Below are 14,103 nucleotides of genomic sequence, written 5' to 3' on the forward strand. Positions count from 1 at the left end.
ACTAAATCACTAAATCACTAAATCACTAAATCACTAAATCACTAAATCACTAAATCACTAAATCACTAAATCACTAAATCACTAAATCACTAAATCACTAAATCACTAAATCACTAAATCACTAAATCACTAAATCACTAAATCACTAAATCACTAAATCACTAAATCACTAAATCACTAAATCACTAAATCACTAAATCACTAAATCACTAAATCACTAAATCACTAAATCACTAAATCACTAAATCACTAAATCACTAAATCACTAAATCACTAAATCACTAAATCACTAAATCACTAAATCACTAAATCACTAAATCACTAAATCACTAAATCACTAAATCACTAAATCACTAAATCACTAAATCACTAAATCACTAAATCACTAAATCACTAAATCACTAAATCACTAAATCACTAAATCACTAAATCACTAAATCACTAAATCACTAAATCACTAAATCACTAAATCACTAATTAATATGTATTCCACCAGAATTAGCATCCATCGTTACCGGAATACCACCGCCGTTTACTGTGCCTTTCACACGGTCTTTTTCCATTCTTCCACTAAAGTTTCTGATTTCAGGCACACGCACACGGTTAGCATCCAAATCAAGGTCTAAACCTTTGTCTAATGGCATTCTTACATTAATGCTACCTGCGCTGGTTGATAGAGAAAGGTATTTACCAAATGATTTAATATCTGCATCAATACCGCCACCACTGGTTGAAGCTTTTACACTTGCTCTGATATCATCAAGGTGAATAGAACCGCCCGAAGTTGAAGTAACCAATTCACCGGTGATTTCTTCTGCTCTTACGCCACCACCACTGGTTGTTGCTCTGATTGTGCCATCAAGACCTTTCAAACGTAATCCGCCGCCGGAAGTACTTAGTCTGATATCGCCTTTGCAATTATCAGCGCCAATGCCACCACCGCTGGTGCTAACATCAATTACATCACGACAGCCTGTTAAATCAATACCACCGCCAGAGGTTCTTCCTTTGATATTGCCACCTAAGTTAGCTAATTTCAAACCACCACCGCTTGTAGTGAAATTTAGGTTTCCTGTTAAGTTTTTCAGGTTTATTCCTCCACCGCTGGTTTCTAAATCTGTTGAAACTTTTTCAGGAGAATAGATTTTGAAAGTAATGTTCAGCGATTTTTTCCAATCGTTCCAGTTGCTATCGCGTTTTCTTTTGGCTAAGCAATATACGGTGCCACCTTCTTTTTTTACACTTAATTCATATTCTTCCAGACGCTCTTCAATTTCGGCTTTGCTGATTGTGCTTCCGTTCCAGTTATTAGGTCTGATATACACCTCAACACGGGTTTCGTTGCCAGGCTGGCCTGTTACGGTGATACCACCACCAGAAGTGCGTACATTCAGATTCTGAACTTCAGATGATTGATAAGTTTTTACTAAATAAGGAGTTTCTTTGTCTTGTGCGAAAGAAATACTGACTGTTGATAATCCTAAAATAAATAATGAGAGTAGCTTTTTCATAAATTAAGTATAGTTTATAATCGATAATTTTGATGCTTTGAAAATAAGATGCAAAAAAACTTTTGTGCGTTGCATAAATAAGACAATTATTTTTCGTGCTGCCCTCATTTTGGGAAATAAAGTTTTTTAAACCAGAAAATCCCTTTCTACAAATCACGAAAGGGATGTTAATACATTCATTGTCTCCGTTCAAAAAGGTAGTCACCGTAGCACCTACCTTTCCCGATTCCATTTATTCGTTAATACTTGAACCTATCGTTGTCTTCATTTAAAAAGGTTCCCACTATATTGGTAACCTTTTCTGGCTCCGTTTTAATGGTTGGTATTCGGAAACCATCGCTGTCCTTGCCCTAAAAGGTTTCCACTGTATTGGTAACCTTTTCTGCCCCCATTTTAATGGTTGAATACTTGGAAACTATAGATGTCTTTTTCAAAAAGGTTCCCCCATATTGGTAACCTTTTCCGATTCCGTTTTAATGGCGGTTACCTTGATAATCTGGAAACTACGCTATTCTTATTTAAAAAGGTTCCCTCCGTATCGGTAACCTTTTCCGGCTCTGTTTTCGTATTTTGTACTCCAATATCTTCCATGGCAATAGTTATTATATATATGGTAGTGAAAGACTGGGTTTCCTCAACTGGGCGTCTCAACTAGGCGTCCCCCTAAATTTCTGACTTAGAATTATGTTTTCAAAGTGTTTAAGGAGGTTTCTGGTAAAATCGTACTGTTGTGTTATTCTTTGCGCTGTGGCGGCTCCAAATCGGACAATGGATAGGGAAATTAGTTAATTATATTGTGGTGCGAACGCTCGACAGTCGCACCACGCCTTATATATCAAAGAAAAAATTCTTTCTTTTTACCTGATTCAATTGTCTCTAGAAGGTTAATATATAGACTCCTTATATTGGCTTTAGCCAAACGTTTATTTGTGACAACCTAATAAGTCTGGCTATGGATGTAGTTATTACTTGTTTTATCTTACACAACGAAGCTATTCTGTTAAATTTAGTGAAAATCAGGGCTTTCGCTCCAGTTCCTTCAACCTATTTTTAGGCTCTTCATTATTCGGATTAGCAACTATGGCTTTCTTATAATATTCAATCGCCTCGTCCTTACGCTTCAATACTTCATAGGTTTTGGCAATACTAATCAACACTAAATCCCGTTGAGGAAACTCCTTCGCATTATTCTCAAAAATCAAAAGCGCATCATTGTAGCGTTTATCGGCAAATAGTTGATTACCCAATTGGTCCATCGCCAGCCAGTCTATATAATAATTGGCAGTATCTTTTTTATAAACGGGGTAGGCTTTCACTGCCTCGGCTGTGCCTTTGGTGGCAATAACTGTCTCCATAGCCTTGTGGGCAGGTTGTTTCAATTGCACAGGTTTATTATAAAGAACTCTTAGTAGACTCTGGGTGATTCCAAAGAAATGCGTAGGAGAGCTATTGCATAAGAATACAACCAGACTATTGGTAGAGGGGATACGAATCAGAAACGAAAGAAAGCCCTCGGTCATGCCCAGATGATAATTGGCAAATACACTATCTTTTGGCGTATACCTGAATTGCTGATTAAACCATCCAAACCCGTACCGCCACGGACGGATACCCGGTTTAAACATTTCATCTGTCAATTGCTGATTAATCAAGCTATTATTACTGATACCAATATGCAGTTTAAAAAGGTCTTCCACAGTCGAGTAAATATCCCCCGTCCCCATCGTATTCGATTGGTCTCTGAAATCGGAGCTTGTATAACCGCCAATGATATAGTCGTATCCTGTGGCTCTTTTGGGGACAATCCGGGTATGGTAATAGGAGCCCGAACTATTCATTTGTAACTTATCAAAAATATCTTCTTTCATCAATTGCGAATAACTTTTGCCTGATACTTTTTCCATAATATAGCCTAGAGTATAATATCCCCAACTGCTATAGTAATAACTCTTACCCGGCTCAAAGACAAGCGTAGAATCCATATACAATTTGATATAATCTTCTCTGCTATAATTCTGCCGGCTAATTCTTGGGAAAAAATCTTTGATGATGTCATAATTGGGTATGCCGGAAGTATGGCTCAACAACTGGCGTATAGTGATTCTGCTACCATTTTTCTTTGAATATTCAGGTAAATAGTCGGATATAGTTTTATCCAAATTAACCAAACCCTTTTGCACTTGTATCAGCATCAGCATGGCTGTTAGCGGTTTTGACACCGACCCAATCATGAACTTAGTATCGACTGTATTCGGAATATCCCACTCACGGTTAGCCATGCCGAAAGCACCTTTATAAATTACTTTCCCATTTTCTGCCACTAGTACACTTCCATCAAACATATTAAACCCATGATAAGCTTTCATGACTTCTGCAAGCTTTTCGGCTTTGCTTTGAGCTATGCCTTTCAAAATAGTGAAGGCAAACAAAAGGGTAAGAATCAGATAATTTTTCATACAGTTTCAGGTTTGTTGGCGAGATGTGAGATACTTGTAGGCTTGTATACAAATTTATAAAATTAATGGATGAAGCATAGTGAAGAGCCATTAATCTCTTATATACTTCACCATAATAATAGTATCGGCATAATCAGGAACAAAGTTTGGTGGCGCTGCAGTGGTTTCAACAAAGCCTGCTTTTTGATAAGCTTTTACTGCACCAATATTTTGTCGGGCAGGGGCGATGATAAATTTTTGACAGCCTAAATCCTTATGCAAGAAATGGCAGAGCGTTTTTAAGGCATCTGTTCCATAGCCCTTATGAGTATATTCACTACCTGCCATCCAAATGTCTAATTCTGTAAATCGAAGTCCTGATGCTTCTTCATATATATTGTTATAATTTACCTGTCCGATAGCTGTATCACCTAATTGAATGATAAAACAACGTCCTGATTCCGGTTGAGAGCCATCAAAAAAATATTCGTAATAGTCATCTATATACTCTTCCCAGGTAGGCACAGGGTTTTCGGGGAAATTGGGTGGGCCAAGCATAGCAGAAGTCAAATCAGAATGTGCCAGCCATTCAAAAATCTGTCTGCGATCCTGTGGAATTGATGGTCTGAGGGTGATTAAGTCTCCTTTCATTTTTGGTGATGGATAGGAGTAAAGTTAGCAAATAATTAGTTTCGGGATTCTCATAAACAAAAAAACAGAGCTACCTAAGCAGCTCTGTTTCGTTCATTCAATCGCTTCTAAATTATTTATTAGCACTTAATAAATCATAGAATTGATTCAATTTTGGCATTAAGATGATACGGGTACGACGGTTAGCAGTACGTCCTTCGGCTGTATCATTACTTGTTAATGTATTAAATTCTCCACGACCCGCCGCAATCAATTTGTTAGGATCTACCTTAAATTGTCCTTGTAGCGTACGAACTACTGAAGTGGCACGTTTTACACTCAAATCCCAGTTATCCGAAATACATTCGTTTTTAATCGAAACATTGTCTGTATAACCCTCAACCATTACTTCAAGCTCTGGTCTTGACTGGATGATTTGTGCAATTTTGCCTAACACTTCGTTAGCTCTTGAAGAAATTTTAAAGCTACCACTGCTGAATAACATTTTATCAGAAATATTAATCATTACCACAGTTTTGTCAACTTTTACTTCAATGTCTTTGTCTTCAATACCATCTTTCAACACGCGCGTCAGATTAAATGCTAAAGCTAAGTTCATCGAGTCAGCTTTGGTTCTTGCCGCGTGTAAACGGTTGATATATTGGTCTTTTTGCGCCATCTGTGATAATGTATTATCAATATTACTATTGGCGGCTTTAGATAATACCGTTAAATCACCAACTTGTTCTAACTGACGGTCACGCACTTTTCTCAAGTCATTTAACTGATCTTTCATATCGTTCAACTGTTGATCACGTTGTTGAATCGTATTCTGAGCAGTTGAGATTTGCGCATCAGAACTCGTTTGTAGTTTAGCTAAGCGGTCTTTGTAGTCTTGTACTTCATCGCCGCATTTTACTAAGTTTGCTTGTACACGTTCGTGTTCAGTTTGTAATGCTACATACTTCTTTTTTGCGACGCAGGAAGCTAATGATGTAACTGCAAAAAAGATAACCAGAGGTTTAACAAAAACTTTCATGAGATTGTGTGTTTTATTTAGTATGACATAAGTTTCGGCCGACAGGAATAGTTATTATATTTTCCTCAATGCCTGTTTTATGTGTCAGAAGTCAAAAAAAGTATGCCACGAAATAGATTAAATAGTTAGTTCCGGATTAAAAATAAGTGGCAAACGTAGGATTATATGTTATTAAGGTTTCTGAAAATAAGCACGAATTTAAAATTCAACAATTCTGGTAGAGACGACATGCATGGCGTCTCCAGAGGCATCAGCAATCCGATAAATCTAATCTGTAGAGTTAAAATTAGCAGATAATTTAAAGTGTAGTTATATATCTTTGGAGACTACATGCATGGTGTATCTACGAAAGAAGCAATGAATTATCCACGCTAAATCTTATGTATAATTAGATTTCCCTGCTTGTATATAGCAACTTTTAAATTTGTAGAGGACGAAGGGGAAAAAAATCCCCACATTTGCTATGGAATGGTAGTAGTTATTATCAAAGCGGAAAATATTCCGGAAATTATGTGGAATAAGAATTTATATATTCTGTTTTACTTTGATTTGTTGAACTTTTATGATTTATATTTGCACTGTGCCTTCAACAAAACTTACCTACCAAAAAGAATCCTATAAACTCATACTTAAGAAGCTTGGCCTCCTTCTGACGAAATCCTAGATACAAACATGCCCGTGGCCTGATTATTTAATTTAAATAAATAACAGGAATATGAACGGAAACGCAGGTAATAAAACAACGCCTGAAAAAACATTTGCTGGTAGTGATGAGAAATCTTCTTTATTAAAGCATGTATTCATTGAGTTAAACAAAGCGTATGAAATAAAATATCTCAATGCCAGTGCAGTGCATTTTTTTAAAAAAGAGAAGAAAAAACTAATTGGTAAGCCACTCGTACAGGTTTTCCCAAAAATTAGATTTACACAGGGATACGAAGCCATCATTCAGGCCAATACAAAAAAGCTTGAAGTGGAAGTAACTTATACAGAACCTCCCGGTAATCAGGTACTGAATTTATTAGCCCAGCCTACCGCTGACGGTGTTTGTGTTTTTTTTAGCTATAGTCTTCCCCTTACTTCCGAAGAACAACCATTTAATTTAGAAGACCAATACAGAAGCCTTGTTGAAAACACACCTGATATTATCACCCGCTGGAGTAAAGACCTCAAACTTCTGTATGCCAATAAAGCATTAGGCGCAAAAACTGGCATAGAAAATGAGTTTGCTATTGGAAAGAATATTCATGAATTAGGCGAACCCGATGAAATAACTATACCCTGGACGCAAACCTTACAAAAAATATTTGCCACTGGAGAGCCTTCTATACACCATACTTCACTTCTCACTGCCAACGGGCTCAAATCGTTTCAATCTTCACTGGTACCTGAGAGAAACGCCGTTGGAGAAATACAAACTATTTTATCTATTGGCAGAGATATTACGGAGCTAAAAAAAGCAGATGATGATTTAAGAGCACAACTCAATCTTACTAAAACACTTACTGAGACCATACCTGATGTTGTTACAATCATTGAATTGCCTTCCAGAAAAATACTTTACATAAATAAAGATTCATCAATAATTTCCGGCTTCACTGAAGAGGAAGTTAAAAGCATGAGTTTTGAAGAACGTAACAATTCTCTTGTACATCCGGAAGACAGACTGTGCTTAGCGGACTATTATAATCGAATGGATTCGATGTCAGACGACGATATCAATGAAGTAGAATACAGATTTAAGCATAAAGACGAATCTTGGCATACCCTATCGGTAAGAGGCAAAATTCTCAAACGGGATGAAAAAGGTTTGCCTGTTCAGGCTATACAGACAGGTAATGACATTACAGCTCGTGTAAAAGCAGAACAGGAGCTATTAAGAGCCAAAGACGAATTAGCTAAGCAGGCAACCAGTAAGTATCTGTCACTTTTCAATGCCATTGATGCAGGTTTTTGTATTCTGAAAGTGATTTTTGATAAGGACGGTAAGCCTGTAGATTTTCAATACGTTGAAACTAATCCCGTTTTTGAAAAGCAAAGTGGAATAACAAACGTAATTAACAGAACTTTTCGGGAAGTACTCCCTGAGGCAGAGCCACTATGGATAGAGATATATGGGAGAATTGTACAGACAAGGGTAGCGGAGCGTTTTGAGGGATTTGTAGAACAAGTGGATAAATGGTTCGAATTATATGCTTTTTGTATTGATGAGCTGGAGGATAACCATATAGCTGTACTTTTTAACGACATAACAGAGCGCAAAAGAATTGCAGAAACCCTAAGAAAAGATAATGAAAAACGGGCATTCCTGTTAAATTTGATTGACGCATTAAGACCACTCCGTGACCCTGTTGCCATACAAGAAACGGCTATGGGGTTATTAGGGTCGTATCTACAGGTGAATCGTGCCTACTATGCAGAAGCTCAACCGGACGATAATACATTAACAACGCAAACCGGCTATTGGAAAGATGTCTCTCCTATGTTTGGGCCAAGAAAGTTTTCAGATTTTAGTCTGAAGATGCGCGAGACATATCTTGCCGGAAAAACCATTGTGGTTAATGATTTATACACAGACCTTGAACTGGATCAAAAAGGTATAAAAGCCTTTGAGAACATACAGTTTCGGGCAGGAATAGGGGTGCCTTTGGTAAAAGAGGGAAAGCTTATTGCCATCGTAGCAGTTCACCAGTCAGTTCTCCGCCAATGGAAAGAAGAAGAGATAACATTGCTGGAAGAAATAGCCGAACGCACCTGGGCAGCTGTTGAAAGAGCCAAGGCAGAATCTGCCGTGCGAAAATCAGAAGAACACCAGAGGTATCTATTACACCTCAACGATGCTATTCGCCCAATAACCGACCCGGTAGAATTAGAAGGAGTCGCTACCTTAACGGCCATGAATTATTTTGATACAGACAGATGCTATTATTGTGAAGTTGAAGGTGACAACGCCATCATCAAACGTGATGCATCTAAAGGGGATTTACCATCTGTTGCCGGAACGTATCCACTTAGCAGCTTTGCCATATTTAAAAAAGTAGTTGATGAGGGTCTGCCTTTCGTTGTGCATAATGCCAGCACTTCTGATATTCTTGATGAGCCATTGCGGGCATTATGTCTGGCCTTACAAGTGATTTCATTTGTTGATATACCCGTGGTAAAAAATGGGAAAGTCGTAGGGGTGCTTTGTTTAGTCCAGTCTACTCCAAGAAACTGGACAGAGACAGAAGTTGAATTGGCAGCAGAGACTGCAGAACGTGTCTGGGCTGCTGTAGATAAAGCAAAAATAGTAGAAGAATTACGCCGCCGGGAAGCAGAGTTGAGTACTGTGCAGGAAATAGGTGGTGTAGGTGGTTTTGATGTGGATGTAGTGAACAGTTTACGTAGCTGGCGTTCAGCAGAGTATATTCGTTTACACGGCTTACCAGCCGATACAACTCTGGAGCAACACGAAGATTGGTTGAATCGCCTGCATTCCGAAGATAGAGAGCGGGCAAATACCACCCTGCAAGAAGCATTGGCAAGCGGAAGTAATATGTATATAAGTGAATATCGGATTATCCGCCCAAATGATAAGCAAACCCGATGGATATTAGCCAAGGGCCATATTCAAAGAGATGAAAACGGAAAAGCCATCCGATTAATGGGGGCGCATATTGATATTACTACCCGCAAGATAGCTGAAGAAGTATTACGCCAAAGTGAGGAAGAAAAAGCATACCTTCTGAAACTGAGCGACGCTATCCGTTTGCTTGATAATCCTGACGAAATCCGGCTTGGGGCGGCGTTTGTGCTTGGGGAACATCTGAAGGCTGACAGGGCATTTTACATGGAGATTATCAGGCAAAACCAGGTAGAATATTATGTAATTAATGAGACATATCATACCGAAAAAGCCCCTAGACGTATAGGGCAATTTCCGACAGAGAATTTTGGCCGTATTGTAGATAAACTCCGCCTGGGGCATAATATAGTAGTTAATACAATTGAAAATGACCCACTGGTTAGTGCCGGAGAGATGGCTAAATATGCGACTATCAGTACTTATGCCTTTGTGATAATACCGCTTATAAAAAATGGTCAGTTGATTGCTGCTCTGGCAGTACACCAGGCTACACCACGTGTCTGGAAAGACTCAGAAATAAAACTCATTGAAGAAACCGCCGAACGCACCTGGGCATCGGTAGAGCGTGCACGTGCTGAAGAAGCTTTGCTTGAAGCCAAAGAAAGCTATCTGACTCAACTGGAACAAGAGGTGAACGAACGTACTGCTGAATTAAAAGAAAGTCAATCTTTGCTTCAATCAGTATTTGATTCTTCCCTGAATGCGATAAATGTTGCTAAGGTTGTACGTGACAAGGCAGGTAAAATCATTGATTTTGAATGGGTACTGGTCAATTCAAAAGCAAATGAGTATGCGCCGGATGTTGATTTTATAGGCAGGAAATATACTGAAATATATCCTGGCCTTAAGTCAAGTCTGGCATTTGAACGATATAAAAAAGTAGCAGAAACTGGTAAATCAGACGATTTCGAAAGTTATTATAAAGGCGAGGGATTAAAAGGCTGGTACCGGAATATAGTTGTAAAATTTGGCGATGGTCTTCTGATTACCACAGAAAATATTACTGAAAGGAAAAAAGCAGAACTGGAGATTAAGGAGAATAAGAATCTTTTGCAGTCTATAATGCACAACACTTCCAGCAGTATCATGGCACTAAAGGCTGTTCGTGATAACGAGAATAAAATTATCGACCTTGAATATGTATTTACCAATAGCCAAACCCTGATCAGTGTTAACAGAGCATCACTGGTAGGTAAACGCTTTCTGAAAGAATTTCCGGATGAATCGACAGATTACTTATTTAAACAATATGCTTATGTAATAGAAAACGGTAAAGACTGGCGAGGCGAAGTTCGTGTTGATGTAGATGGGTCAGATGTATGGGCGCAGGTATTTGCTACAAGATTGAATGGATGGTGTCTGGTTACTTATTCTGATATTACGCTCATCAAAAAAACAGAACAGGAATTTAAAAGAAATAGGGACTTATTTCAGGCTACGCTTGAAAGCTCTTTAAATCTGGTTCAGGTATTTGAGGCTGTCAGAAATAAAGAGGGGACGATTGTCGACTTCCAATGGATGATGATTAGCCGTTTCACTGAAGATATTCTGGGAAAAGTTACAGGAAGAAAATTATTACAGCTATTCCCTGAAGCTAAAGAATCCGGCTTATTCAAAAAATTAGTAAACGTGTTGTATACCGGTAAGGCCGACTTCTTTGAAATGTATTTTGATGGCAATAAAAATTTACGTGGTTGGTATGAGAGTGTAGCTGTACAACTGAATGATGGCGTAGTGCTTACCTCGCGTAATATTACCGAGCGCAAAATAGCAGATGAAGAAATAAGAAAAACGCTGGCTATTTTACAGCAATCAGAGAAAATAGCGCAGATGGGCAGTTGGGAGTACAATATAGCTTCAGGAGATTTTATTTGGTCTGATGGCATGTACGAGTTATTTGGCCTTGAAAAAGGAGTAAAAGTAACGCCTGGTATCTATCGCCAATATGCTATTGAAGAAGACTCTGATATAGCTGAAGATTTAATTGACAGCATTGCATATAGTCATAGAGGAGTTGACAGAGTTCTTAGAATTAACAAAAATGGTAGTACCCAAATTCTGAAAATCAACTCTGTCGTTTTAGTCGATACACTCGGTTTACCAGAAAAAATTCTGGGAGTAGATTTGAATATTACAGAGCTCATTCGTTCAGAAGAGCAACTCAGACTATTAAATTCATCGATTACTCAACGTAATAAAGAATTGGAAGACAAAAATGCTGAGCTGGCCTCATTCGCTTTTATTGCCAGCCACGATTTAAAAGAACCTCTCAGGAAAATAACAGTCTTTAGCAATATGCTCGATACAAAAGAATCACAATCTTTATCTGTGATGGGCAAAGAGTATCTGACCCGAATAAAGAGCGCTGTAAAAAGAATGGATTTATTGATTGAGGATATTCTCTCTTTGTCAAGGCTACAATCAAGATCTCAGCTACTTGAACAAGTAGACCTGAATGATGTATTACAAAAAACCAAAGACGAATATGCCGAGCAGATGGCTAATGTAGAAGCAACTATCGAATCAGATAAATTGCCGACTATTCAGGGAGCGGCTTCACCTTTATTCTATTTGTTCAATAACCTGATAAGTAATGCACTGAAGTTTCAGCGGGAGGGGAACAAACCTTATATCCGGATTTCTGTTTCTCTCGCAAAAGGTAGTGATATTGTTGAGTTGAGCGACAGGCAGGAGGAAGAGTTTTACAAAATTTCTTTTGCCGATAATGGCATCGGCTTTGATAATGTACATGCCCGGCAGATATTCCAGATTTTTAAACGATTGCACGGGCAAAGTGAGTTTCCGGGTACTGGTATAGGATTGACCATCTGTAAAAAAATCATGGATATTCATCATGGGTATATAGCCAGCCATAGTCAAATAAACAATGGCACTGTTTTTACCTGTTATTTCCCAGTAAATTTTCAACCGGTATCTGATGCTGAAAGAGATGGTGAAGAATAGAGGGGAGTTAAATAATGGAAAGTTTAGAATGACCCCAATAGCTTTGCGAAATACTGTTTTAACATAATAGGATTTTTTTGAGATAATGTTTTCTTTTAATAATTAATCATAATTTTGCTACAAAAATCAGGTAAGCATTGAGTAGCGATAGTAAAGATATAGCTCTATGGCAGGCGTTTAAGAATGGAGACAGAGATGCCTTTGCTAAAATCTATAATCTGTTCATTGAGGATTTGCTAAGCTACGGGTACAGAGTAACCAACGACCGCCAGTTGATTCGGGATAGCATTCAGGACCTTTTCCTGCATCTATGGCATACCCGCGAAAACCTGACCGATACCGACTCTATTCGCTTTTATCTCTATGTATCTCTCCGCAACCGCATTCTTCGCAATATAGAGAAGCATAACCATACCTCTATTGATACCCAGGATTTATTTGAGAATATCATTGGCGTACTATCAGTAGAAGATGAGTTGATTACCACCGAACAATACAGCGAGCAGATTATTCAGCTCAAAAGAGCCATCCAGCAACTACCTAAGCGCCAGCAGGAAATCATTCAATTACGCTATTACCACGATTTCAGTTTTGAAGAAATCGCCGGAATGATGCAGATTAATAACCAGTCTGTCCGCAATCTTCTACACAGAGCTATCACCGAATTGCGCCAGTATTTTACCCCATTTTTGCTTCTATTCATAGCTTTCTTGATAAGTTCCAAAAAAAATTAAAAATAATTCAATTTTAATGAGTACAAACCGCACTATGGCTGATTTAGGGTATAGAAACCAAAAACCATGACTAAAAACTACGAAACATACACACTTGAGGAGTTCATCACAGACGAAGACTTCATTCGTTGGGTAAAATACCCTACGCAGGAGTCTGAACAATTTTTTCAGGCACTTATCCAGAATACGCCTTCTCTCGCTAAACAAATCCACACAGCAAAATTAGCCGTTCAGCAATTAGTCATTGCAAGCAAACAAGATGCCCCAGCTAATGAAATACCATTTATCTGGACCGACATTGAAGAGCACCTTACACAGGTGCAAACTCCTCGGGCAGGGCTTCAAATCTCATGGAGATACTGGGCTGCTGCCGCATCTGTTATCCTGATGGTAGGAGTACTCTTTTGGGTAAACAAAAATGTATGGGTTAAGCCAACCAGTGTTTATACGCAACTGACAACCACTAGCTCAAAACCTATTAAAGAAGTAATTAATACTTCAGCAGGCACTATGCCAGTGAGCATGCCTGATGGCAGCGAAGCAGTACTCCAACCTAATAGCCGCTTAAGCTATAATGAATCTTTCAACGGCGATTTAAGAGAGGTATATCTATCTGGCGAAGCTTTTTTTGAAGTAAAGAAAAATGCCAAAATACCCTTTGTAGTCTATGCCAATGGCTTGGTTACGAAAGTATTAGGCACCAGTTTTTCAATAAAAGCATACGAACAGGATAAACAGGTATCGGTCGATGTAAAAACGGGTAAGGTATCAGTATACGCCCAGCAATCGAACCAAACTCCTGACCCTGAAACAAAAGGGGTAGTACTAACGCCTAATCAGCAAGTAGTATATAGTAAAGAAAACGAACAACTGACACGCACGCTGGTAGCCAAACCCACTATATTATTAAATACGCAGGAGCTCCAAAAGTTTTCGTTCAAAAATGCGCCTGTTGATGAGATTTTCTCTGCCCTACAAAAGGCCTATGGCGTAGAGATTATCTACGATAAAGAAGTGATGTCAAACTGCCGTCTGACTACATCGCTCACAAATGAGACATTATTTGAAAAACTGGATATTATCTGTGCCGCGCTCGATGCCACTTATAAGCTGATAGATGCACAGGTAGTGATTACCAGTAATGGATGCAATTAATTCAACCAAA

At 38.5% G+C, this 14,103-nt stretch carries 7 protein-coding genes; 3 read left to right on the forward strand and 4 right to left on the reverse strand.

Features of this window, described 5'->3' with window-relative positions:
- Window positions 1-473: 473 nt before the first annotated feature.
- The 4 genes from D0T08_RS06510 to D0T08_RS06525 all read right to left on the reverse strand — a co-directional run bounded on the left by D0T08_RS06510 (window position 474) and on the right by D0T08_RS06525 (window position 5,615).
- On the reverse strand, window positions 474-1,511 hold the full coding sequence (locus tag D0T08_RS06510) for a DUF4097 family beta strand repeat-containing protein (RefSeq protein WP_116981795.1): 1,038 nt from the start codon (window positions 1,509-1,511) through the stop codon (window positions 474-476).
- Window positions 1,512-2,527: 1,016 nt separating this feature from the next.
- Complete coding sequence (locus D0T08_RS06515; protein WP_116981796.1) at window positions 2,528-3,967, reverse strand: serine hydrolase domain-containing protein; 1,440 nt, start codon at window positions 3,965-3,967, stop codon at window positions 2,528-2,530.
- Between the two features lie 90 nt (window positions 3,968-4,057).
- Window positions 4,058-4,597 carry a GNAT family N-acetyltransferase gene (locus tag D0T08_RS06520; protein ID WP_116981797.1) on the reverse strand — a complete coding sequence of 180 codons (540 nt, stop codon included), beginning with the start codon at window positions 4,595-4,597 and terminating at the stop codon, window positions 4,058-4,060.
- A gap of 112 nt (window positions 4,598-4,709) precedes the next feature.
- Entirely contained in the window at window positions 4,710-5,615 is a 906-nt protein-coding gene (locus D0T08_RS06525; RefSeq protein WP_116981798.1) for an OmpA family protein, read from the reverse strand.
- Window positions 5,616-6,330: 715 nt separating this feature from the next.
- Here D0T08_RS06525 and D0T08_RS06530 point away from each other — a divergent pair.
- From D0T08_RS06530 to D0T08_RS06540, 3 genes are all read left to right on the forward strand, one after another.
- Complete coding sequence (locus D0T08_RS06530; RefSeq protein ID WP_116981799.1) at window positions 6,331-12,204, forward strand: PAS domain-containing protein; 5,874 nt, start codon at window positions 6,331-6,333, stop codon at window positions 12,202-12,204.
- Between the two features lie 137 nt (window positions 12,205-12,341).
- Complete coding sequence (locus D0T08_RS06535; protein ID WP_116981800.1) at window positions 12,342-12,938, forward strand: RNA polymerase sigma factor; 597 nt, start codon at window positions 12,342-12,344, stop codon at window positions 12,936-12,938.
- Between the two features lie 66 nt (window positions 12,939-13,004).
- Window positions 13,005-14,093 carry a FecR family protein gene (locus D0T08_RS06540; RefSeq protein WP_116981801.1) on the forward strand — a complete coding sequence of 363 codons (1,089 nt, stop codon included), beginning with the start codon at window positions 13,005-13,007 and terminating at the stop codon, window positions 14,091-14,093.
- Window positions 14,094-14,103 lie beyond the last annotated feature (10 nt).

This window comes from Emticicia sp. C21, assembly GCF_003418935.1.
GTDB lineage: Bacteria > Bacteroidota > Bacteroidia > Cytophagales > Spirosomataceae > Emticicia.